Origin of the sequence: Chitinophaga alhagiae (genome assembly GCF_003568665.1) — a bacterium.
In the GTDB taxonomy this organism is placed as follows: domain Bacteria; phylum Bacteroidota; class Bacteroidia; order Chitinophagales; family Chitinophagaceae; genus Chitinophaga; species Chitinophaga alhagiae.
This window is the reverse complement of the sequence record NZ_QXMH01000001.1, coordinates 821,461-846,455: the sequence shown is the minus strand read 5'-3', so window position 1 is coordinate 846,455 and position 24,995 is coordinate 821,461. Positions and strand designations below refer to the sequence as shown.

General features: G+C 54.1%; 16 protein-coding genes and 1 pseudogene. 13 read left to right on the top strand and 4 right to left on the bottom strand.

The genetic code is table 11. The features are described from left to right. Position 1: 1 nt before the first annotated feature. From D3A97_RS03295 to bglX, 3 genes are all read left to right on the top strand, one after another. On the top strand, positions 2 to 1,888 hold the full coding sequence (locus D3A97_RS03295) for a BamA/TamA family outer membrane protein (protein ID WP_119076600.1): 1,887 nt from the start codon (positions 2 to 4) through the stop codon (positions 1,886 to 1,888). Between the two features lie 93 nt (positions 1,889 to 1,981). Further along, positions 1,982 to 3,370, top strand: coding sequence for a sialate O-acetylesterase (locus tag D3A97_RS03290; RefSeq protein ID WP_119078408.1), 1,389 nt, complete (start codon positions 1,982 to 1,984; stop codon positions 3,368 to 3,370). A 157-nt stretch (positions 3,371 to 3,527) separates the two neighbouring features. Next, entirely contained in the window at positions 3,528 to 5,750 is a 2,223-nt protein-coding gene (gene bglX, locus D3A97_RS03285; protein WP_119078407.1) for a beta-glucosidase BglX, read from the top strand. Between the two features lie 77 nt (positions 5,751 to 5,827). On the opposite strand, the gene D3A97_RS03280 is transcribed toward bglX, so the two are convergent. The 3 genes from D3A97_RS03280 to D3A97_RS03270 form a co-directional block, all read right to left on the bottom strand. Continuing rightward, entirely contained in the window at positions 5,828 to 6,892 is a 1,065-nt protein-coding gene (locus tag D3A97_RS03280) for a response regulator (RefSeq protein WP_119076598.1), read from the bottom strand. Further along, complete coding sequence (locus D3A97_RS03275) at positions 6,889 to 8,022, bottom strand: sensor histidine kinase (protein WP_119076596.1); 1,134 nt, start codon at positions 8,020 to 8,022, stop codon at positions 6,889 to 6,891. Before D3A97_RS03275 ends, D3A97_RS03280 begins: the two co-directional genes overlap by 4 nt. Before the next feature lie 93 nt (positions 8,023 to 8,115). Continuing rightward, on the bottom strand, positions 8,116 to 10,536 hold the full coding sequence (locus D3A97_RS03270; RefSeq protein ID WP_119076594.1) for a glycosyl hydrolase family 95 catalytic domain-containing protein: 2,421 nt from the start codon (positions 10,534 to 10,536) through the stop codon (positions 8,116 to 8,118). Positions 10,537 to 10,622: 86 nt separating this feature from the next. Between D3A97_RS03270 and D3A97_RS03265 the strand changes: the two genes are divergently transcribed. Continuing rightward, positions 10,623 to 11,156 (top strand): hypothetical protein, encoded by a 534-nt coding sequence (locus D3A97_RS03265; protein ID WP_119076592.1) that lies wholly within the window; start codon positions 10,623 to 10,625, stop codon positions 11,154 to 11,156. A gap of 239 nt (positions 11,157 to 11,395) precedes the next feature. Here D3A97_RS03265 and D3A97_RS25410 read toward each other — a convergent pair whose 3' ends face one another. Next, entirely contained in the window at positions 11,396 to 11,557 is a 162-nt protein-coding gene (locus D3A97_RS25410; RefSeq protein ID WP_232825835.1) for a hypothetical protein, read from the bottom strand. Between the two features lie 834 nt (positions 11,558 to 12,391). On the opposite strand from D3A97_RS25410, the gene D3A97_RS03255 reads away from it, so the two are divergent. From D3A97_RS03255 to D3A97_RS03215, 9 genes and pseudogenes are all read left to right on the top strand, one after another. Continuing rightward, a complete protein-coding gene (locus D3A97_RS03255) occupies positions 12,392 to 14,542 on the top strand; it encodes an alpha-galactosidase (RefSeq protein WP_119076588.1) in 2,151 nt (716 codons plus the stop codon). An 81-nt stretch (positions 14,543 to 14,623) separates the two neighbouring features. Further along, positions 14,624 to 16,000, top strand: coding sequence for an alpha-L-fucosidase (locus D3A97_RS03250; protein WP_119076586.1), 1,377 nt, complete (start codon positions 14,624 to 14,626; stop codon positions 15,998 to 16,000). An 84-nt stretch (positions 16,001 to 16,084) separates the two neighbouring features. After that, positions 16,085 to 17,542: a sulfatase family protein gene (locus tag D3A97_RS03245; RefSeq protein WP_198673846.1), complete on the top strand. Its 1,458-nt coding sequence runs from the start codon at positions 16,085 to 16,087 to the stop codon at positions 17,540 to 17,542. Positions 17,543 to 17,718: 176 nt separating this feature from the next. Then, a pseudogene (locus tag D3A97_RS25330) lies at positions 17,719 to 17,961 on the top strand (hypothetical protein); the annotation flags it as partial. Positions 17,962 to 18,013: 52 nt separating this feature from the next. Continuing rightward, positions 18,014 to 18,211: a RagB/SusD family nutrient uptake outer membrane protein gene (locus tag D3A97_RS25075; RefSeq protein WP_232825834.1), complete on the top strand. Its 198-nt coding sequence runs from the start codon at positions 18,014 to 18,016 to the stop codon at positions 18,209 to 18,211. Between the two features lie 9 nt (positions 18,212 to 18,220). After that, on the top strand, positions 18,221 to 18,766 hold the full coding sequence (locus D3A97_RS03235) for a RagB/SusD family nutrient uptake outer membrane protein (RefSeq protein WP_157986330.1): 546 nt from the start codon (positions 18,221 to 18,223) through the stop codon (positions 18,764 to 18,766). A gap of 181 nt (positions 18,767 to 18,947) precedes the next feature. Then, positions 18,948 to 20,243 (top strand): glucoamylase family protein, encoded by a 1,296-nt coding sequence (locus D3A97_RS03225; RefSeq protein WP_119078403.1) that lies wholly within the window; start codon positions 18,948 to 18,950, stop codon positions 20,241 to 20,243. Between the two features lie 331 nt (positions 20,244 to 20,574). Continuing rightward, entirely contained in the window at positions 20,575 to 23,112 is a 2,538-nt protein-coding gene (locus D3A97_RS03220) for a glycoside hydrolase family 95 protein (protein WP_119076581.1), read from the top strand. Next, complete coding sequence (locus tag D3A97_RS03215) at positions 23,109 to 24,992, top strand: alpha-L-fucosidase (RefSeq protein WP_232825833.1); 1,884 nt, start codon at positions 23,109 to 23,111, stop codon at positions 24,990 to 24,992. The genes D3A97_RS03220 and D3A97_RS03215 overlap by 4 nt, the downstream gene beginning before the upstream one ends. The last annotated feature ends 3 nt before the right edge of the window (positions 24,993 to 24,995 follow it).

Here is a 24,995-nt window from a genome sequence, read left to right as displayed (position 1 = left end):
CTTGAATCGTTACCTGAAAATAACCATCATTGCGTCCCTAAGCTGTTACCTGATATTGTTTTGCCTTCCGCAACAATCTTTTGCGCAGGCAGATACCATTCCTCCGCAGGGAAAGAAATGGTTCAAAAAGCTGAATGAGTATGTAGATTCCCTGAAGAGCCGGCGGTACCGGGATTCGCTGTTGTCCAGCATTTCCCGGCATAACGACCCGCCGCCTTCAACGGACGACAGCAGCATGACCAGGAGCGAACAGGGATTTTTGCCGCATACCGGTAAAGTGATCCGTCATATCCGGTATCGCCGTGTGAAAGTATTTGGCCCCCGCAACATCAATGATACCACCTTCACCACCAGCATGAAACTGATCCACCTGGCCAACCGCCTCCACTTTGATTCGGAGGAGTGGGTGATCAGGCAATCTCTCTTTTTCAGGCAGAAAGACACCGTGAACGCTTACCAGCTGGCAGATAACGAACGTTACCTCCGTAACCGCCCTTTCATCCAGGATGCCCGCATACTGACGGTAGAAACGGGATATCCTGATTCGGTAGACGTGGAAGTGGTGACCAAAGACGTGTTCGAGTACGGTCTCGACCTCCGGGAGCTGACGCCTACCGTGGCGGCCGCCCGGGTGTTCAGCAATAACCTTTTCGGGGCCGGGCAGGGTTTGACGGTGGGTTTCCGCTGGGACAATTCCTATACCCGCCCCTGGGGTACGGAGGCCCGGTACACCAAATACAACCTGCTGGGCAGCTTTACAGACGTAACCCTTGGCTACTCCGCCCTCAATACCCAGGTGCCGCTGGACTCCGGGGTGTACGAAGGTTCCTATTTCATACAGGTCAGCCGCCCGCTGTACCGCACATCTGCCCGGTATGCCGGCGGCTTCAGCCTGGCGCGCAACTATTCCATTAACATTCATGGCTATCCGGACACCGTTTTCAGGGATTACGCCTACAAAACGCTGGACGTATGGAGCGGCTACAGCTTCCGCAACCGCTATGCGAAAGACGGCAGTTTTGACAATAAACCCAATATAGCCCTGCTGTTCAGGTACAACAACCTGCGTTTTGATAAAACGCCGGAGCAGGCCATGTACAAGGAAGACCCCACCTACAACAACAGGCATTACTACCTGGGGCAGATATTGCTCTTCAAGCAGGATTTCTTCAAGGCCCACCAGTTCTTCGGCTTCGGGCGCACGGAAGACATTCCGTACGGCTATTCCGCCAGCCTCACCGGCGGTTGGGAAAACTGGATGGACCGGCGGCGGTTCTATACGGCTGCCGAAGTGCAAAAATACTGGCACACCCGCCTCAACGGGCTGCTCAGCCTCAATGCGGGGCTCAGCTCATTCTGGCAGCGCAACGTGTCTGAAGACATGGTGATACACGCCAACGTCAGTTATTACAGCAAATTAATGCGCATGTGGAAGGGGCACTGGCGCCTGTTCCTTAGCGGAGATTACCTGGGCAACCCTAACAATTATTTTTACAAGCCGCTGAACATCAACATGGAAAACGGCATATGGGGCTTCAGGAACACTATTATCAACGGTTTTCACCGCCTCACGCTTCGTTCCGAGTCCGTATTTTACAGTCCCTGGAAAGTATACGGCTTCAAGTTCAACCTTTTTGCCTCGGCGGAAGCAACGCAGCTCTCCGCGGAACACCAGTACCTTGTTGAAAATCCCGTATACACCGGCCTGGGCCTGGGCGTGCGTGTCAGGAACGAGAACCTGGCCCTGAATACCCTGAAGCTCGGCGGCTACTATTATCCCAATGCGCCGTACCCCATGAACCGGCTTTATTTTGAGATCACCACCGTAGTAGATTTCCGGTTCGATATTTACGGCATGAAGGCGCCATCTTTCCTGCAGTTCCGTTAAAACGGCCATGTTCTGTTCCCCTCCTGCTGCCGGTCATTATGATTTCTGAAACAGGATGAGTAATTTAAATGCCTGAAACCATAAATGCTCATCATGCCACGTTTACTCGTTACCGTATGCCTGATACTTGCCTCGCTGGGGGCTTTTGCCCAGCTTCGCCTGCCTGCACTGCTTTCTGACAATATGGTGCTGCAGCAAAATGCCACTGTTAAATTATGGGGCTGGGCCGGGCCCGGCGAAAAAATAAAAGTGCGGGTGCCGTGGAGCAACCGTGTAGATTCCGTGGTGACCAGCCGGGACGCTACCTGGAGCCTTTCCATACCAACCCCCGCTGCCGGCGGCCCTTATACTATCACCATACAGGGCAACACCAGCATACAGCTGAAGAACGTGCTGATCGGGGAAGTATGGGTGTGCAGCGGTCAAAGCAACATGGAATGGAGCGGCAACCACGGCCTGAAAGATATCAAGGCGGAACTGCCCGTTTGCGCGGACAACAACATCCGCTTTTTCCATGTGCCCAAATCCACCTCCGCCTATCCGCAGGATGATGTGCAGGCGCAATGGACCGCTTGCGACTCCAACGTATTGAAGAGCTTCAGCGCCGTAGCATATTTTTTTGGTAAAACGTTGAAGAAAAACCTCAACGTGCCCATCGGCCTCATCAACACCAGCTGGGGCGGCACCGCCGCCGAGGTATGGACGCCGGCTGAAGCCGTGGAACAAGACGCCACGCTGAAAGCCGCCGCCGCCAGGCTGACGCCAAGCAACCACTGGCCGTACCACCCGGGTTACAGTTACAACGCTATGATCTACCCCCTTACGCCGTTCCGCATTGCCGGCTCCATCTGGTACCAGGGAGAAAGCAATACCGGTACCGCTTCTACCTACACGCAGCTGTTCAATACCATGATAGGCGAGTGGCGCAAGGCCTGGGGGTACGATTTCCCGTTCTATTATGTGCAGATTGCCCCGTACCACTACGGCCCCGGCATTAACGGCGCCCTGCTGCGCGAAGCGCAGACCGCCACCCTGCAATATCCCCGCACCGGCATGGCCGTTATTACAGACCTGGTAGATGATACTACCAACATCCACCCCCAAAACAAGCATGATGTAGGCTTGCGCCTGGCCAACTGGGCGCTGGGAGATACCTACCGTAAAACCGGCCTGGCCTACAAAAGCCCGGTGTACGAAAGAATGGAACGGCAGAAGGGAAAAATAGTGTGTTATTTCACTAACGCCGAAAACGGCCTGAAAACCAGCGGCGGCAAACCCGCGCAGTTCTTTATTGCAGGGCCTGACAAAAAATTTGTGCCCGCTGATGTAAAGCTGGAAGGCAACAAGGCCATTGTGTCTGCCAAAACGGTGAAACAGCCGGAGGCGGTGCGGTTCTCGTTCACCAATTCCGGTATCGGGAATGTGTTCAACTCCGCCGGGCTGCCGCTGAACCCCTTCCGTACAGACAACTGGGAAGAATAAGCCCCCCTTTTTAGGCTAAATAATTCTTCCCTTATGCTAAATCCTTTTCAGGAGGAATCCGGAACTTTGACAGTGAAAAGGATGCCCTAAGGCTGTTGTGGCTACATGAACAACGCCCCGTGCATCTGCGTTGATATTACTGATCAAAGCCGCAGCCATGAAAAAGATAGCCTGTTTTATACTGCTGTTTTCTTCCGCTACTACCGCCGGTGCGCAGCAGAACACGTTTATCCGCAACCTGTTGCAGCGCATGACGCTGGATGAAAAGATCGGGCAGTTGAATTTGCTCACCAGTGACATGGACGTAACGGGCCCCTTCATGAAGGAAAACTATAAACAGGATATCCTCAGCGGCGCCTGCGGGGCCATATTTAACGCTTACACCCCGCAATACACCCGCCAGTTGCAGAACATGGCCATGCAAACGCGCCTCAAAATTCCCCTTCTTTTCGGGTACGACGTGATCCACGGGCACAAGACCATTTTCCCCATCCCGCTGGGAGAGGCCTGCACCTGGGACATGGCGCTCATGGAAAAAAGCGCCCGCATAGCTGCGGAAGAAGCCAGCGCAGACGGCCTTCACTGGACGTTCTCCCCCATGGTAGATATTGCCCGGGACCCGCGCTGGGGCCGCGTGGCGGAAGGCGTAGGGGAAGACACCTGGTATGGCATGCAGGCAGCAAAAGCCAAGGTGAAAGGCTACCAGGGCAGTGACCTGGCCGCCAACAATACCATACTGGCCTGCGTAAAACACTTTGCGCTGTACGGCGCGGCGGAAGCGGGCAGGGACTACAATACGGTAGATATGAGCCGCCGCCAGATGTACCAGTTTTACCTGCCTCCCTACAAAGCGGCCATAGAGGCGGGCGTAGCTACGGTGATGACCTCCTTTAATGAAGTGGACGGTATTCCCGCCACGGGCAACTATTGGCTGTTGTCTGAGCTGCTGCGGAAAGAGTGGGGCTTCAGGGGTTTTGTGGTAACAGACTATACTTCCATCAACGAAATGATACCGCACGGCATTGTGAAAAATGAGTACGAAGCCGGGGAACTGGCGCTCAAAGCGGGTGTGGACATGGACATGCAGGGCGGTATCTATGCCGGGCAACTCAAAAAGCTGGTGCAAAACAAAAAGATCAGCATGCAGGAAATAGACCGGGCGGTAACCCGTGTGCTGGAAGCCAAGTACAAACTGGGCCTCTTTTCAGACCCTTACCGTTATTGTGACAGCCAGCGCGCGGCCGCGCAGATCATGAGCCCGGCCCACCTGCAGGCCGCGCGCGAAATAGCGCAGCGGTCTATTGTGCTGCTGAAAAACAGCAACAACCTGCTGCCGCTGAAAAAGGGCGCCCATGTTGCGCTCATAGGGCCGTTGGCAGATTCAAAAAAAGACATGATCGGCAACTGGTCTGCCGCCGGTGATCATAAAAAAGCGGTTACCCTGCGGGAAGCGCTGCAGGAGCGGGTGAACCTCGCATACGCGCAGGGCGCCAACATCACGGGTGATACCGGGCTATTGAAAAAACTCAATATTACAGACACCGGCCGAACGGACGAGATGTTGCAAGCTGCCGTGGAGATTGCCCGCAAGGCGGAAGTGGTTGTACTGGCATTAGGAGAGTCTCAGGGCATGAGCGGCGAGGCCGCCAGCCGTTCTGATATTGGCCTGCCCGCCAACCAGCGCCGGTTGCTGGAAGCCATACTGGGGGCTGGAAAGCCGGTGGTGCTGGTATTGATGAACGGCCGCCCGCTTACATTGGAGTGGGAAAACGCTCATGTGCCTGCCATTCTGGAAACCTGGTTCCTGGGCACGCAGGCCGGCCATGCCATTGCAGACGTGCTGCTGGGGGATTACAACCCCTCAGGGAAGATCACCATGACCTTTCCGCGCAACGTAGGCCAGGTGCCCATTTACTACAACCATAAAAACACCGGCCGCCCCCTCGACCCGAATAACAAATACACTTCCAAGTACCTGGACGTGAGCAATGAACCGCTATACCCCTTCGGCTACGGCCTGAGTTATACCACCTTTGCCTACGATAACCTGCGGCTGGACAAAAACAGCATGCGCCTGCGGGACAAACTGCGTGTATCCGTAACAGTGACTAATAGCGGCGCATTAGACGGGGAAGAAGTAGTGCAGTTGTACATCCAGGACGTAACTGCCAGCGTAAACCGGCCGGTAAAGGAACTAAAAGGTTTTCAGAAGATTATGCTCCGGAAAGGAGAAAGCCGCGAAGTGGTGTTCAATATCACTGCGGAAGACCTGAAGTTTTATGACCGCAACATGCAATATACGGCCGAACCGGGCGCTTTCAAGGTGTTTGTGGGTACCAATAGCCGGGACGTGGCGGAGGCGGTGTTCGAGTTGCAATGAACTGGCCCCGGTTGAGCGCTCCGGTAAACGGGAATGGAATATTACGGTTCCCTGCCGCGTGAAACATGCTGCAGGCTTTAGTACAGCAGCTTCCTCAGCAAATCAGGCTGCACAATGCGGATGCGCGTACCCTGCATTTCAATCAGCTTTTCAGACTTGAAATCGCTCAGTGTGCGGATCAGGGATTCTGTGGCGGTGCCCACAAACCGGGCAATATCATCGCGGGACAATTCAATGAGGGCGCCGGGCTGCTGCTCCAGGTGCAGCTTGTCATGAATGGCCAGCAGGCCATTGGCCACGCGTTTGCGCAGGGAATCATAGGCCAGTTGCAGCAGGCGGTCTTCTTTCTCTTTTACTTCTGAAGCAATGCGTTTAATGAACGTCCGCGCTACGCCGATGTTGTTCAGCAATTGTTCCAGGAACACTTCCTTGGGTATCTGCACCAGTTCCGTATGCTCCAGCGCTTCGGCGTTTTCCTCGTAGGGATGGTCTTCCAGCAGCGGCACATAACCAAAATAATCACCCTGCCCAAAAAGGTTGGTGATGTATTCCTTCCCGTCATCGTTGAGGCGGTAGGCTTTTACTTTCCCGTTTTTTACATAGTAAAGGAATTGCGGGTGCTTGCCTTCGCGGTAGACCGGTTGTTTTTTGCTGAACTGTGCCACGTCATAGGCGTCCAGGTCCAGTTGCAGGAGGCCGGAGGCCTGCCAGTCCTGCAGCATTACACCAATGGACTGTGTTTGGGCGGCGGCAAACTTCTCTTGCAGGAACTGCTGCTTCTTCAGCCGGGTTTCTACGGCGGTGAGCAATTCCACATCTTCAAAAGGTTTGGTAATATAATCGTCCGCACCCATTTCCATGCCTTTGCGGAAATCGCTGCGGTCTGTTTTAGCCGTGAGGAAAATGAAGGGGATATGTTCGGTTTCAGGGTATTTGCGCAGCATATGCAGCACGCCGTAGCCATCCAGCTCCGGCATCATAATGTCACATACAATGAGGTCTGGGCGTTGTTCCTTGGCCATTTCTACGGCCTGCTTCCCGTTTTCGGCTTCGAGGGCGTGGTACCCTGCCAGCGTGAGTATTTCCGCAACGTTCTCGCGGATGCCGGGGTGGTCGTCTATTACCAGTATGGTGGCTGTCATGATGTTTTTAAGTTTGGAAAATGAATGAATATGCTGGTCCCCTTGCCGAGGCTGCTTTCAACGCTGATCTGCCCCTCCAGCATGTCTACATACCGTTTTACGATATGCAGCCCCAGGCCGGTGCCCTGTATGTTGGTTACATTGCGGCCGCGGAAGAAGCTGCTGAAAAGGTACGCTTTGTCCTCTTCTGGAATGCCCATGCCATGGTCTGCCACAATAGCGTTGATCTGCCCGTTTTCCTGCCACAGCTTCCACGCAATGGGCGTGTCTGCGGGAGAGAATTTGGAAGCATTGGTGAGCAGGTTCACAAATATATGTTTGAGCAATCTTTTGTCAGATATCACTTCCAGCGAATGGTCCACCTCCGGGTGCAGCACCTGCCCGGCTTTGAGGAGGCCCTGCACTTCTTCTACCGTTTCAATGGCAAAGTTATGCAGGGATATTTTTTCAGGGTGTACATGGATCTTGCCTTCTTCGATGCGGCCCAGGGAAAGGAAGTCTTCCAGCAGTTCATTGAGGTGCGTCACCGCTTCACGGATCTTCTGCACGTGCTTTTCCCGACGGGGCTGGTCTTCCTGCGCGGGATATTTGCCGATCAGCGCTGCGGAAGAAAGTATGGCGCTCAGCGGCGTTCTGAACTCGTGGCTGGCCATAGACACAAAACGGGATTTGATCTCGTTCAGTTCCTTTTCCTTTTCCAGCGCGTCTTTCAGCTCTGCCTGGGACGAGGCGAGGTGGGAAAGCGCCAGTTCCAGGTTGGCGGTACGTTTCTCCACTTCCCGCTCCAGCGCCTGGTTTAGCTCCTGCATGGTACGGTACAACCGTTTCAGGAACAGCACCAGCAGGGTGGAACTGATCACCAGTATCAATGAGAAGAAGTGCTCTATGAACACTTCGGCCAGGTTGGGGTTCTTATGCGGCAAACAGGCTATTATCACCACCAGCAACGTACAGGCAATGCCCATAAAATAGGTGGCCCCGTCCTTTTTGATAAAGATGGTGAGCAGTATGGCGGTGATGAGTCCGCCGTCAAAAAAGTTGTAGTCCGGCCGCCACACCAGCAAACATGCCGTGAGCAGCATGATGAGGATGGAAATGATGAGCGTGGTGCGCTGGCTGAAATGAAACATGTACGGACACGATTTATGTGAATGGCAAAGATAGCACTTGCGGCCGTATTGCCAGCCGGTATAATAAATGCCAGGGCCTTGCCGGTTATGCGGCTATTCTACGCTGTACGTTTGTCCTTTCGCTGTGGCAAAAGTTACTAGTTGCGCCTCAGCGGCAGCTTCCGCCAGTATTTTGCCGCGGCGGTCTTTTACTTTTTTGCCGGCGGGCAATAACAGCCGGCAGGTTTCACCTTTGATGGAAGTAATGGCGGCGGTGGAAATGCTGCCCCGTTGCCATACCATGTCTACCTTGAACGCTCCTCTTGCGCGCAGGCCTTCTATACGGCCGCTTTGCCAGTCCTGATGCGTGGGCAGGGCGGGCAGCATGCGGATCACGGCGGTGTCTCCATGGCTTTGCAGCAGCATTTCGGCAATGCCGGAAGTGCCGCCGAAGTTGCCATCTATCTGGAAGGGCGGGTGCGCGCAAAAGAGGTTGGGATAGGAGCCGCCCCCGGCAGGTTTGACGGGGTCTACCGGGCGCAGCAATTGATGTAGCAGCACCAGTGCATGGTCTCCATTGCCGAGGCGGGCCCAGAAATTGATTTTCCAGGCCAGTGACCAGCCGGTACCGTCATCACCGCGTTGGCGTAGTGTTTCATGGGCGGCTTTGGCCAGTTCCGGGGTGCCCCAGGGCGTAATTTCATCATAAGGGTGCAGGCCGTAGAGATGGCTGACGTGGCGATGCTGCGGCTCGGCGTCTTTCCAGTCTTGCAGCCACTCGTTCAGGTCTCCCGCGGCGCCCACCTGGTTGGGGGCCAGCTGGCGGCGCACCGCTTCCATTTCCTGCTTCCATGCCTGGTCTGTCTGAAGAATATCCGCGGCGGCTATGCAGGCGCCAAACAGCTCCCGGCATATCTGCATGTCCATAGCCGGGCCCATGGCGGTATTGCCACGCGTGCCGTCCGGCATGATGTAGGCATGCTCCGGGGAGTTGGATGGAGCGGTTACCAGCCAGCCATGCTGCGGCTCCTTAATGAGAATGCTGCGCAGGAACTGGGCAGCGCCTTTCATAACCGGGTAATAGCTGCGGAGGAAAGCGGTATCGCGCGTGTAGCGAAAATGTTCCCACACATGCTCGCACAGCCAGGCGCCGCCGGTAAGGGTAGAGCCCCAGGCCGCGCCTTCTCCTGGCGACGTAAAGCCCCACGGGTTGCAGATCACATGGGCTACCCAGCCGGGTGCGTTATAATAAGCTTTGGCCGTTTTGGCGCCGGGGGTCTGCAGCATTTTGATATAGCGGTGCAGCGGCTCCGCCAGGTCGCCCAGGCCAGTGATGGGGGCCAGCCAGTAGTTCATCTGGAGGTTGATGTTGATATGGTAGTCCCCGTTCCAGGGCGTTTGATACTCCGGCGCCCAGAGGCCCTGCAGGTTGGCGGGCAGGCTGCCCGGACGGGACGAGCCGATGAGCAGGTAACGCCCGTAGTTGTAGTACAGCACCGGCAGCTGCGCGTCTGACCCGCCATTGTAATAGTGGGCCAGCCGCTCCGGCGTGCTCAGGGTATCTGTCTGCAAAGGCGCGTTCAGGTAAAACCGGTTGCGGTTGAAAAGTTCGTGATGGGCGCGCATTTGATCTTTGTGCAGGGCCTTGTACCGCTTTTTTGCCACCGCAGTCAGTATTTTATCTACAACAGGAACAGGGTCGGGCCCTTTCTGCGTATATACGGTATGGTTATAGTCTGTTGCGGCGGTGAACAGCAACAGGCATTCGTCAGCATCCTCAATACGTATATCCTTATCCGTTATTACCTGTTTGCCGCCCCTGACGCGGAGCCTCAACGCGGAGGCATAACGCAGCCCGCGCTGAGACCCGTTGGGAAGCTGCCCCCGCAGGGTGATGAGGCCTTTTTCTGTGTGAACGGTGCCGTTTTCCGCGCGCTCGAGGCTGGCAGCCAGTGATATTTTCCCTTTCCGCGAGGCGGTGAGGCGGATAGCGATCACGTTGGCGGGTATGCTGGCCCATGCTTCCTGTTTGTAAGTAACGCCATTGCGCTCCCAGGTAGTAGTAGCCACGGCGTCCTCCAGGCTGAGCACACGGCGGTAGTTGCGCCAGGCGCTGATACTGTCCTGCCACTGCAACTGCAGCGTACCCAGCACCTGGTAAGCCCCAAAGGGTACGTTGGCGCCGCGGCCATGGCCGGAACCTTCTCCTTTGCAGATAAAATACTGTTGCAATAATTGCTGCGCTGCCTTGTTCTCTCCCTGCAGGAGCTTTTCCTGGATGCGGGGCAATATGCGGTAAGCGGTATCATTATCGGCATCCTGCACGCCGCCAGACCACATGGAGATCTCATTGAGCACAATGCGGTCTTTGACCGGGTGCCCGCCAATGAGCGCACCTATGCGGCCGTTGCCCAGCGGCAGGGCTTCGAGGTAACTGGCAGCGGGCTGTTTGAATTGGAGGCTAACGTCCGGTTGCTGGGCAGACGTGAACAGGGGGAGGGCCAGCAGGCCCACTAGCAGTTTGACGTGGTTCATAAACTAAATATATCCACTGGCCTTGTAATTTGGAAACCGGCGCTAAAATGGTACCAGCATCAGCCAGTAAAATATTAAATTACAGCATGCCCCTCAAACCCCTCATATCCTTTCTGGTATTGACCGCTTGTTACGGTTGCCGCGAAACGCCCGCCCCGGTACAAAAGGTGGAATATATGCCGCTTGAAAATTACCGGTTTCACCAGCCCTGCGGCCGGCCCGTATTCTCCGGAGACATGCCCGGCGGTTATTACGCTGCTTTTGTATTGACTGACAGTTTGCAGGTAGCCGACTGTGTAAGCAGCAGCGGCGGGGCTTCCGGAGCAGCGTCTATTGCCTTGCGAAGTGGCCGGGATTTCCTGCTCATCCTGCAAGGCAGCAGGCCTTGCGCCTTCAGCCTGGATGGGATGGAGCTGGCAGACAGTGTGCTGCAGATCGGCCTGCGGGCAGATACGGCTGCCAGGGGCGTTAACATCTGGAAAATAAACGGGGAAGGGGTGAAGCTGATACAGCTTATGGCAGACCGGCTGCACTACGCTTATGTACCGGGGCCGCAATGGACCGGAACGGTGCCCGTGTTAAAGGGCCTGTACCAAAAAGAACAGTCGGCGGGTGACTAAAAAGAAACCTGCCTTATCCTTTTGCATCATTTTGAGATCTAAACCTTTGCTATGAGAAAAAAGCGTTTGCCGGGAGTACTAAAACAAAAAGGCACTTCTATTTTGATGCCTGTTTTTGTAACGGGCATCAAAATAGTACAGTGCCTAAAAAGGCGGAGTTAATAGTTTGTTAACCAGCCGCCATGGTTGTTAATAGGACATGTTCTTGCAAACATGTTGGTGTAATCTCACAAGGAAGGTCACATCATGGCAGCAGTCATAAGACTTTTGGTGAACTTGATATTGAAGCCACCTCTTTCTCCATAATAATAACTTTCCTTGTACCGATCATATTCTATGGGCGCGCCCAGGTCTTTCATGAGTTTAAGGAACTCATAAAGCGTGCGTTCTGAAATGCGCATCCGTTTAGCCAGCTGAGATGGCTTGCCGGTACCCTTGATTCGAATAAGATGGTCGATGGTCTGTAGTCTTTCAAAATAACGCTTTGGCATGGATCAACAGGGGGTTTAAGCTAAATTGTAAATCGGGTTTCAGTAAAAAATTTAATCAGGCCAATGGTGATAATATGTTAGCTGTTATGCATATTGTATGGGCTTGCTGTTCATCTTCCTCTTCTGACAATGGTTTAAACGGGTAACTGATATTTCATACCGCTTCGTTTTAGTGGATAGACCTCGAAGTTAACATACCTTACTGCAACATTTTTACAGTAGTTATTTTATTCCACCTAAAAAAAAGCAACCAATCATGAACGGGACCGGTTGCCTTTTTTAATCAATGGTTAACATGGGTTTGATGCATATCGTTACTAAATATGTGTTCAAACGCATATCCAATATTACACTCATCTGTTTGTGTAAGATGTTAATGTAATGTTAAAGAAATGTCATATTTCCGGTTTTTTGTTAACGGGGAAGCCTTTTTCACGGGCATGCAATAAGAAGGCCGCCCTTATGCAAAAGTGGCGGCCTGTAGTCGAAAATCAAATTGGAGCGCTAGCGGGTAGCTATATAAAAAGGTGAATTTGCTGCAGCAATGTTACAGTGAAAATAGGCTTATTAATGTTAATCAGTTGTTAATCAATGTTAACTATGTATGATCTTCAGGTCATGTTAAAATTGCGGGAACATTGGCATAAATACTACACCCCGGATATACGCCCTTTCTTTATTTTGTCTGAACAATAGCCGGGGCCTTTCCCTAAGCATAACACGTTCTAAACAGTAAATTGAAGTATGACAAAGCAACTCTTCCTGCTGCTGGCTTGTTTGCCCTGCGTTTTCCCGTTACAGGCCCAGCAGCGTGACTGGCTCATAGACAATACAGCCTTCCGCGCCAGGGTGGAAACCGGCGCGGCCGGCACCATCACGCTCGGCAACGGCCTGCTTTCCCGCAGTTTCAGCCTGCGGCAGAATCTGGTATGTACGGACTACCGCAACCTGGTAAACGGAGAGCAATTGCTGCGGGCCGTGCAGCCGGAAGCGCGCGTTACCCTCAACGGTACCACCTACCGCGTAGGCGGCCTGCATGGTCAACCGCAGCAGGCTTACCTGGTGCCCGCGTGGCTGGATACCATGAAAGCCGGTGCGGAAGATTTTGTATATACGCGGCATACCCTGCCTGCCGCGCAACCTGATGTACAATGGCAACCCCGGCGCTGGGCGGGCAATCCCCGGCAACCGTCTTTCAAGGCCCTTGACCTGTTGTTCTCCTCCCGCCAAAAGGATCTGGAGGGAGTAGAGATCACGGTGCATTATAAGGTGTACGACGGTATCCCCCTGCTGGCAAAAAGCATCAGTATCCGCAACAACAGCGGCCGCCCGCTGGTGGTAGACCAGGTAGTGAACGAAATACTGGCCGCCCCGGAAGAAGAAAGCGCCGTAGTAGGCAGCGTGCAGCAAATGAAAGTACCGCATGGCATTTATGTGGAAAGCAACTATGCGTTCAACAATGCCATGAAGGCCAGCCTGAGTGATCAGACCACGCATTGGAAAACAGACAGTTCTTATACTTCACAGGTAAATTACAATTACCAGACGCCCTGTTTGCTGGAAGTGTACCCGGAGCAGGGCATTCACATTACGCTCCAGCAGGGCGGAACATTCCGTTCTATCACCACCTGGGAGCTGCTGCTGGACAGTTATGACCGGGAGCGTAACGGCCTGGCGCAACGCGCCATGTACCGCACCATAGCGCCGTGGACCACGGAGAACCCCATCTTCATGCACCTCGTCACCACCGAGCCTGAAAAAGTAAGAGCGGCTATTGACCAATGTGCGGCAACCGGTTATGAAGGGGTGATACTGAGCTTTGGCAGCAAGCTGAACATGGAAGATACGAGCGCCGCCAACATCAGCCGGTTCAGGGAACTGGCAGACTATGCCCACGGCAAAAAGATATTGCTGGGCGGCTATTCCCTTTTTTCGAGCCGCCGCATCAGCGATGAAGATGACGTTATAGACCCCGCCACCGGCAAACCCGGCGGGGCCATGTTCGGCGGCCATGCCCCCTGCCTCGGCAGCAAATGGGGCATTGCCTACCTGCAAAAGATCAAATACTTCATTGGCCGCACAGGCTTCGATATTTTCGAGAACGACGGCCCTTACCCCGGAGATCTATGTGCCTCCACTACGCACCCGGGCCACAAAGACCTGCATGATTCGCAGTGGACGCAAATGGAGCAGCAGAAAAAGTTCTACCGGGAACTGAATGCCATGGGCGTATACATGAATGCGCCAGACTGGTATTTCCTGGACGGCACCCATAAAATAGGCCTCGGCTACCGCGAAGTGAATTTTTCCCTCCCGAGAGAGCAGCAGATCCTACTCAACCGCCAGAATATTTTTGACGGCACCTGGGAGAAAACGCCATCCATGGGCTGGGGATTTGTGCCGCTCACCCAATACCACGGCGGTGGCGCCGCGGCCACGCTGGAGCCGTTGAAAGACCATCTGCACGCCTACGAGAACCTGATGATGCAGTACTATGGCGCCGGTATACAGGCCTGTTACCGCGGCCCGCGTTTATATGATACAGACAGTACAAAAAAACTGGTGCAGCGCGTTGTTGGCTGGTACAAGCAATACCGTCCTATTCTCAATGCAGACATTATTCACCTGCGCCGGGCAGATGGCCGGGACTGGGATGGTTTTATGCATGTAAGTCCCCGCCTGCCGCAAAAAGCCCTGGTAATGCTGTTCAACCCGCTGCCTGAAAATATTACGCGCGAAGTAGCCTTGCCCCTGTATTATACCGGGCTTGATAAAATTGCCCGCATACGCATGCAGGAAGGTGCTGCCCGCCCCTACGCACTTGCGCGTAATTACTCGGCCACGGTAAAGGTGACCATCCCCGCGCAGGGATACACGTGGCTGGTAGTGGAATAAAATACGCATACCAGCCAATATCCTATGAGCGCAGGCTGTTCCGAACGCCTAACTTGTGCGCCTGTTAAAATCTATATGAGTATGAAACGTACCGCCCTGCTGCTTGTTTGCGGCCTGCTGCTGGCAATCAGCGCCACGTCACAGGAAAAAAAGATCTTCAGCGAAACACTGGAACAAAAAGAAAAACGCCTGGCATGGTGGACGAATGACCGCTTCGGGATGTTCATACACTGGGGCCTGTACGCCCTGCCCGCCCGGCACGAATGGGTAAAAACAAGGGAGCAGATACCTGATTCCGTCTACCAGCGGTATTTTGAGTATTTCAATCCTGATCTCTATAATCCCCGTGATTGGGCCAGAAAAGCGAAAGAAGCGGGCATGAAATACGCGGTGATCACTACCAAGCACCACGACGGTTTCTGCCTTTTCGATTCCAAATTTACCAGCTACAAGGCCACCAACACGCCCATTAAAAAAGACCTGATCAGGGAATGGGTGGATGCGTTCCGCGCGGAAGGGCTGAAAATAGGCTTCTATTATTCCCTGATAGACTGGCACCATCCTGACTTTACCGTAGACCGCAGCCATCCCCTGCGGCCCAGGAACGAGGCCGGCTATGCGGAGTTGAACAAAAACCGGGACATGGGCAAATACCGCACGTATCTTGCCAACCAGGTAAAAGAACTGCTTACCAACTATGGCAAGGTAGACATCCTTTGGCTGGACTTTTCCTACCCCGGCAAATTCGGGAAAGACCACAACGACTGGAACTCCGTAGAGCTGATCAAAATGGTGCGCAAACTGCAGCCCGGTATTATTGTGAATGACAGGCTTGATCTCAAAGAATATGCGGACGGAGGTGATTTTGTAACACCGGAACAATATAAGGTGGCCGCCTGGCCCACGGAAAATGGCAAACGTGTACCCTGGGAAACCTGCCAGACCTTTTCCGGCTCATGGGGGTACTTCCGGGACGAGACCACCTGGAAGAACGTAAAACAACTGCTGGTGCTGCTGATAGAATCTGTAAGCAAAGGCGGCAACGTGTTGCTGAATGTAGGCCCTACCGCCCGCGGCAAGTTTGACAACCGCGCCGATGCGGCGTTGAGCGGTATGGGCAGCTGGATGGAACTGAACGGCCGCGCCATTTACGGCTGCACGCAGGCGCCTGACCAGTATGCCCGGCCAGACAATACCCTGCTCACCTACAACCCCGTTACCAAACGGCTGTACGTACACCTGCTGGACTATCCCCTGCAAAACTTCACGCTGCCCGGTTACAAAGGTAAGATCAAATACGCCCAGTTCCTGCATGATGGCTCCGAGATCCGCTTCAGGGCGCCCGCAGGCCACGGGTACAAAACAAATGGCCTCGGGGAGAACGACCTGAACCTGAGCCTGCCGGTACTGAAGCCGGATGTGGAAATACCGGTGATAGAGCTGATGATGGCAGACTAAAAATTGCCGTAAATTATAAATACTGGAAACACTGCGTTAAATTTAACGCAGTGTTTCTTTTTTTGGTAAAACCCGCTCTTTGGTATGATGAAAAAAATTATGGCCGGCGTAGTGCTGGCAGCCGCGGTTGCGGCCGTTTGCAGCTTTATGCCGCGTAAGGCGCCTGCGCCCAATGTGGTTATTATCTTTATGGACGATATGGGGTATGGAGACCCGGCCAGTTACGGCGGCGGGCCTTACAAAACGCCCAATCTTGACCGTATGGCCGCCCATGGCATGCGCTTTACGCACTTCTATGCGGCGCAGGCCGTGTGTTCCGCTTCCCGCGCGGGTTTGCTCACAGGGTGTTATCCCAACCGCATCGGCATTCACGGAGCGTTATTTCCGGCATCTCCTACCGCCCTCAGCAATGAGGAAGAAACCATTGCGGAGCTGCTGAAGGCAAAAGGCTATAGCACCGGCATGGTAGGCAAATGGCATTTGGGCAGCAAGCCGCCTTTTTTGCCCCTCCAGAACGGGTTTGATGAGTACCTGGGGCTGCCTTATTCCAATGATATGTGGCCTGTGGATTACGATGGCAAACCTATTACGGACACCGCTAACAGGCGTGGCAAATTGCCGCCGCTGCCGCTGATAGAGGGCAACAATACCTTGCGCATCATCAAAACGCTGGAAGACCAGTCTGAGCTGACCTCGCTGTACACGGAGCGCGCCTGCAACTTCATCTGGGCGCATAAAAAACAACCTTTCTTCCTGTATATGGCACACAGCATGCCGCATGTGCCCATTGCCGTGTCTCCCAAATTTAAGGGCAAAAGCGGGGCAGGCCTTTTCGGGGACCTGATGGAGGAACTGGACGCCTCCATAGGTGCCGTGCTGAAAACGCTGGAAGAGACCGGCCTTGACAAAAATACCCTGGTAATATTTACCAGTGATAACGGCCCCTGGCTGAACTTCGGGAACCATGCCGGCAACACAGGCGGCCTGCGGGAAGGCAAGGGCACCAGCTTTGAAGGCGGCCAGCGCGTGCCCTGCATCATGCAGTGGCCGGGCCAGATACCTGCTGGCACTATTACCAATGCCATTGCTTCCACCATTGATATTTTACCTACCGTGGCAAACATTTGCGGGGCAAAAATGCCTGCCAAAAAAATAGACGGCCTCAACATCCTCTCCCTTCTGAAACAGGAAAAAGGCGCCAACCCGCGAGACCATTTTGTGTACTATTACGGTACCAACAACCTGGAGGCCATCCGGAAGGGAAAATACAAACTGGTGTTTCCCCACAAAGGCCGCACTTACAAAAACAACCTGCCGGGCTACGATGGTTTCCCCGGCGCTCAGCCAAGCATAACGGTGCCCCTCGCGCTGTACGACCTAAGCCGGGACCCCGGTGAAACGCTGGATGTGCAGCAACAGTTCCCGGAAGTGGTGAAAGAGCTGGAAGCACTGGCAGACCAGTACCGGCAAACGCTGGGAGACGACCTGAAAAATATGAAAGGAACGGAGCGGAGAGAACCGGGAAGAGTGGCCATGAACTGATAAAACAGGCTTGAATAATTAATATGCATAACCCCCGCATGGGGTATAGGGAGCTGACCGGTCAAACGGGTCAGCTCTTTTTTTGCATGCAATTTCTTCCGATCCGCTACGGCTGTTCCGCCCCCATCAAGATATTCCGGCTGTTACTGAACATTCACCCCACTCTGTTGTAGTACATGATGTACCCCCCTGAAAACCGGCCTGTCCTTTTCTCTCTGTACATCTCTGCAAAACCCCAAAACTGCTTGTGTATGAAACCTTGCTTACTGTTATTGTATTTACTATTCATTTCACGGCTGGCGGTTGCGCTTTATGTACCGGTAAAAGGTACGGTAAAGGATACGGATGGCAACCCCGTTCCCGGTGTTGCCATCCAGGTAAAGGGTACCACGCAGGGCACTGTTACCCAGCCGGATGGCACTTATACGCTGGAGGTGCCGGATGCCAACGCCACGCTGCTGTTTTCGTTCATTGGTCGCAGCGGAAATTTACGAGCTGATCATCAGCGATCTGCAGTTTGCGGTAGATCACCTGCCGCTGAAAGGCGCCACCCCGGTGGGCCGCATCACGAAGGGAGCGGCAGAAACGCTGCTGGCCAAGGTGTACCTTTACCAGAAAAACTGGCAAAAGGCGTTTGAACTGTCCAAAGCCGTAATCGATGCAAGGTAGTATGATACCTTGTCCAGTTACGCTGACATCTGGCGGATGAAAGGCGTTAATTCCATAGAGTCGATCTTTGAAGTGCAAACAGGTACCAACGCTGCCTGCAATGCTGCCATAGAGCTGTATGCCAACAACCAGGGCATCCGCGCCCGCAGGGGGTGGACAGACTTCGGGTTCGGGTTCAACAACCCTACGGCAGACCTGGTAGCGGCGTATGAGCCGGGAGACAAACGGAAGGATGCCACCATCATCACCATTTTGCCGGCCGGCACCGTGTTATGGGACGGTTTTCGCGTACCTTCACGTGATTCCGTGGAGAATGACAGGTACAATTACAAAGCGTATCACAGCCGCTCCATGGAGCCGTATTGCGGCAGCCCGGACCGTACGCCCAAAAACCTGCGGGTGCTGCGGTACGGGGAGTTGCTGCTGATCTACGCGGAAGCTGCCAATGAGCTGGGCAATACCGCGGAGGCGCTGAACAAGCTGAACATTGTGCGCAAAAAGGCCGGGCTGCCCAATGCTACCGGCGGGCAGGTAGCGCTGCGGCTGAAGATATGAAACGAAAGGAGGGTGGAGCTGGCCATGGAACATGACCGCTTCTGGGACCTGGTGCGGCAGGGCAGGTGATGCGCGCGCACGGAAAAAATTTTGTGGACGGGAAAAATGAATTGTTCCCCATTCCACAGGAACAGATACTTTTGAGTAATAACCGGTTAACACGAAATCCTGGCTATAATTGATGAGAACATTCCTTACAACCGTACTGTTGATCTGTACGCTTCTGCAAGCTGCCGCGCAAAAGCGGCCGCAACTCGGAGATTCGGCGTTGCTCACGCTGGTGCAGCAAAAAACTTTTGATTATTTCTGGTCTTTCGCCCATCCGGTATCAGGCCTGGCGCCTGAACGCACGGCCACGCCCAATGTGGTTACCATCGGCGGCTCAGGCTTTGGCGTAATGGCCATTGTAGTGGGTATAGAACGGAAGTTCATTACCCGAGAAAAAGGACTGGAAAGGATGTTGAAGATCGTCAACTTCCTGTCCAAGGCAGAACACTACCACGGCACCTGGGCGCACTGGCTGGATGGTACCACCGGTAAAACGGTGCCGTTCAGCCGGAAAGACGACGGGGGAGACCTGGTGGAATCTGCCTTTATGTTTCAGGGCTTGCTAGCTGTGCGGCAATATTTTGACCGGGATGTACCCAAAGAAAGAGAGCTGCGCAACAAGATCAACAACCTCTGGCGCGATGCGGAGTGGGACTGGTACACGCGAGATGGGCAGGATGTATTGTACTGGCACTGGTCTCCCAACAACGGGTGGGCCATGAACCACCAGGTGCGTGGCTGGAATGAGTGCCTGATCGCGTATGTGCTGGGCGCCTCATCGCCCACCTACGCCATTTCTCCCCGCGTATATCACCGCGGCTGGGCCGTGAGCAACCATTTTCTGAACGGCCGGGAGTACCTGGGCATCAAACTGCCGCTGGGCTTTGATTACGGCGGCCCGTTGTTTTTTACGCACTACTCCTTCCTGGGGCTTGACCCGCGCGGACTGAAAGACCGCTATGCGGATTATTGGGAACAGAACCGCAACCATACCCTTATTAACCGGCAATATTGCATCAACAACCCGAAAAAATACAAAGGCTACAGCGCCGACTGCTGGGGGCTCACCGCCAGCGACAATCACCAGGGGTATAACGCGCATTCTCCCACCAATGACCTGGGCGTGATCACGCCCACGGCTGCCCTTTCTTCTTTCCCGTACACACCGGAGTATTCCATGCAGGCCCTTAAATATTTCTATAACAAAGTAGGCAACAAGCTCTGGGGCAAGTACGGGTTTTATGACGCGTTCAATGAAACCGTCAATTGGTATGACCATCAGTACCTCGCCATTGACCAGGGCCCTATTGTGGTGATGATTGAAAACTACCGGAGCGGGCTGCTGTGGCGGCTTTTCATGAGTTGTCCCGAAATAGGGGAAGGACTGCGCTCACTGGGTTTCACTAGCCCCGCGCTGCAGGGGAGCTAAATATTTTAGCAGGTACATGTGAATTTATCACTAATAAAAGATAAAATAAAGGCTATTTATGTGCAACCGATTGCATAAATTGCATACTATATTCGGGACGGTAATTTTTATCCCCGCAACCATAATAATGCAAACGTTTGCAATAAATCTAAACGCACAGACATTCAACTAAATTTTTTTTAAATATGCCCGCAGAGGGCACCGCGTTATGAAAACTAGGTCATGTATTTTTATTCTGACATGCCTTTGCTGCATTCCATGGGAAAGTACAGTGTGTAGATGAACTGTACTCCCATGGAGCAGCAGTTTCAGCGCCTATAACTCACGCTACATGAAGAGATTATTTTTTCCTGTTTTATTATTGGTCACAATGTCTATGCCGGGGTTCAGCCAGGACCCCTTGCTGAAGCTCTGGTACCAGCAGCCGGCAAAGAACTGGAACCAGGCATTGCCCGTTGGCAATGGCCGCATGGGGGCTATGGTTTTCGGACAGGTACAGGAAGAAAGGTTGCAGCTCAATGAAGGTTTTTTGTGGAGCGGCGGCCCGCAAGATGGCAACAACCCCGGCGCCAGGGCCGTATTGCCCAAAGTGCGGGAAGCGCTGTGGAAAGGGGAGTACATGCTGGCAGACTCGCTCAGCCGGCAAATGCTGGGTCCTTATTCTGCCAGGTATATAACGCTGGGAGACCTGCTGCTGCGTAACACCGCCCCCGCCGGCAAACCGGAAAAATACGAACGGAGCCTTGACCTCAACACGGCCGTGGCCACGGTAAAATATACAGACAACGGTGTGGAATACACGCGCGAAACTTTTGTGAGCTACCCTGACCAGTTGCTGGTGATCCGCTGGCGGAGCAGCCGCCCCGGCGCTCTCAGCTTTCATGCGGGGTTCAATAATCCGATGCCTTCAAAGATCACCAGGCGCAGCGATGCGCACATTGTGATGAGCGGGCAGGCGCCTGCTTACGTGCCCCACCGCCCATATGAAAAAAGGCAAATAGAATATGATCCCCAAAGGGGCACTAAATATGAAGTGCATGTGAAGGCCAGCCTGAAGGGCGGCAGCAGCAAGGCGGATGCGCAAGGTCTGCGGATCACCAACGCTACTGAAGCAGTGTTGCTGGTATCCATAGGCACCAGTTATAACGGTCCGTTCAAAAATTCAGCCACGGAGGGTAAAGATGCCGCTGCGGCCGCATTGCAATACCTGTCCCGCCCCAAAAGCTATGAAGCATTGCTGGATAGTCACCTGAAAGACTACACGAAACTGTTCAACCGCGTACAGCTTAACCTTGGGGACGATGGCAGCTCATCCAAAGCCACAGACGCCCGCCTGGTAGCCTATACCAAAGCCGGTGGCAACCGTGACCCGCAGTTGACCACGCTCCTTTACCAGTACGGCCGCTACCTCATGATAGCGGGCTCCCGCAAGGGCGGCCCGGCCATGAACCTGCAGGGGCTGTGGAACGACAAGATGCAGCCGCCATGGGGCTCCAACTATACCACCAACATCAATACCGAAATGAACTACTGGCCGGCAGAAACGGCCAACCTCAGCGAATGCGCGCAGCCGCTGTTCACCTTCATTGGCCAGCTGGCGGAGAACGGCCGCAAAACGGCCGCTGTGAACTATGGCATGAGCGGCTGGGCCGCGCATCATAATGCAGACATCTGGGCGCTCACTTCTCCCTCCGGGGGCTTTGACTGGCGAGACCCGAAGGGAGACCCGCGCTGGGCTATCTGGCCAATGGCCGGCGCATGGTTCTGCCGCCACCTGTGGGAGCATTACACCTACACGGGCAATACCGCTTTTCTGCGTACCACCGCTTACCCGCTGATGAAAGGCGCCTCGGAGTTCATGCTGGACTGGCTGGCGAAAAACCCGGAAGGGAAATGGGTCACCAACCCTTCCACTTCGCCCGAAAACAATTTTCTCATCAACGGCCAACGCAAGGGTTCCGTGAGCATTGCCTCCACCATGGATATTTCCATCATACATGATCTTTTTACGCGCACCATTGCGGCGGCAGAAGAAATTAAAACGGATGCGGCACTGGTGGCCCGGCTCAGGCAGGTGTTGAAAGACCTGTACCCCCTCCACACCGGCCGCCTTGGTCAGTTGCAGGAATGGTACCTGGACTGGGACGATCCGAATGATAAACACCGCCATCTTTCCCACCTCTACGGCCTGTTTCCCGGCAACATGATCAGTCCGCGCAGGCAGCCGGAACTGGCGGCAGCCGCCAAACGCAGTCTTGAGTTGCGCGGAGACGGCGGCACCGGCTGGTCTAAAGCCTGGAAGATAAACTGGTGGGCGCGGCTGGAAGATGGTGACCATGCTTACCTTATGCTGAACAAACAACTCTTCCTGGCGGAATCTGATGCTATCAGCGTGGCAGACAACAGCGGCGGCTCTTATGCCAATCTGTTTGATGCCCACCCGCCTTTCCAGATAGACGGCAATTTTGGTGTTACCTCCGGCATCACGGAAATGCTGGTGCAAAGTCATGACGGCGCCATCCACCTCCTGCCTGCTCTTCCCTCCGCATGGCCGGATGGCAGCGTAAAGGGATTGAAAGTGAAAGGCGGCGGAGCAGTAGATATTACCTGGAAAAACGGAAAGCTCCTGGCGGCGGAGATCCGCTTTGACGGCTCTTTTGGGGGCAAGTTCACGCTGCGCACCTTTGAACCGGTAAAGGTAACCGCGCCACCTGCGGGGCAGGCGCCGCAAAAGTCTTTTAAAGACTATGGTACGGCAGTGAACAAGGTGATCAAAGACCGTAGCCAGCTGCCGCAACTGCCATTGAAAAAAGTTTACGATACAGATATCATCATTACAAAAGGCACAACGAAGATTACAGCAATATGAACCGCAGGGCGAAAACAGGATGGCTGGCCGCGGCAATGCTGGGGCTGTCAATGCAGGGCTTTTCCCAATACAGGGGAGATGACGACGGCATTCTCATGCAGCAGGCCGCCCGGCGTGACAGTGCGGCTATAGCAGACGCGGTGAACGGCTGGTGGAAAGTTTCTATGAAAGACCACAGCAGCCGCATTACCTGGTGGAGAGAAGCGAAATTCGGGTGTTTTATCCATTGGGGCGTATATTCCGTGCCGGGTGGAGAATGGAAAGGCAAAAAAGTGGGCGGTTATGCAGAACACCTGATGCGCAAGGAAAAAATTTCCAGAAAGGAATACGAAGAAAAGCTCATCCGCACCTTCAACCCCACGGAGTTTGATGCGGAAGCATGGGTGAAGCTCATCAAAGAGGCCGGTATGAAGTACCTGGTGATCACCGCCAAACATCACGACGGGGTGGCCATGTACCCTTCCGCCATTGGGGATTACACCATTGCGTGCAGCGCATTCCCGCGTGACCCCATGCAGGAGCTGGCTGATGCCTGTAAAAGGCATGGTATCCGCTTCGGGTTTTATTATTCCCATGCTTTTGACTGGGAGCACCCGGATGCGCCGGGCAACGACTGGGATTACAATAACCCCGGTGGTGATAAAAACCTTTTTGGCGGCACCAACTGGTACGATCATCACCCGGAACTGGTACCAAAAGCGGTGAAGTACGTGAATGAAAAGTCCATTCCGCAAATACGGGAGCTGCTGAAAAAATACCATCCGGATATTATCTGGTTCGATACGCCGCATAAACTACCGTTGTCTGAAAACATCCGCATACTGCAGGCCATCCGCGAGGTAGATCCCGGTGTGGTGGTGAATGGCCGCCTGGCACGCAGTGCAGCCGTGTCTTTCGGTGACTATAAGAATACGGCAGACAGGCCGACGGAGTTTTACCCGGTGGAGGGAGACTGGGAAGCGATCCCCACCACCAACGAGTCTTACGGCTATTCCCGTTTTGATGACAGCCACAAGCCGTTGGGTTTCTTCATCCAGCTCATGGCCAAAGCCGCCGCCAAAGGCGGTAACCTGCTGATGAACATCGGGCCCATGGGCAATGGCCTCATTGACCCCAGAGATACACTGATATTACACGGCATCGGGCAATGGATGAGCAAATATGGCGAGAGCATTTACGGCACTACAGCACTGAACAGGCATGAGCAGTATTGGGGCGTTATGACGCGCAAGGGCGCGCAGGAATACCTGCATGTATTTCACTGGCCAGCCAATGGCAGGCTGGTGGTGAACGGCATCAGCGAAATAAAGAACGCGGCCCTGCTGGGCAACAGAGAACTATTGCAGGTGAAAAAAATAGCGCCCGCCCGATGGGAAATAGTAGTGCCCGCTGTTGCGCCAGACCCTTACAACAGCGTAGTGAAAATAACTACCACTGGTGGGGAAGAACCTGTGATGCCGCGCCTGCTGGCTACCAGCGGCCAGGCTAACACGCTGCTTGCTTTTGACGCTGAGCAGCAGGGGAAAGGCTGGGCCTATGGAGACGGGAAGGCGGCTAAATACTACGTGCACCGCTGGAGCAGCCCAACACAGGCGCTGCGCTGGCAGGTAAGTACAACGGAGGCCGTGCGGTATAAAGTGAAGATCAAATATGCCGCGGATGCTGGAACGGAAGGCGTTTACCGGGTGCTGGCGGATGGTAAGGGCGGGGAGTATGTGGTGAAGCCGGCGGCAAAGGGCGAAAGTATAGTAGAGCAGGAACTGGAAGATATATCCCTTGCGCCGGGTAACCATGTTTTGCAGATAGCGCCGGTGCGCATCACGGGGAAAGAACTGATGAAATTATTTGAGATCACCCTAACGCCGGCGGGCCGGCAATAAAAA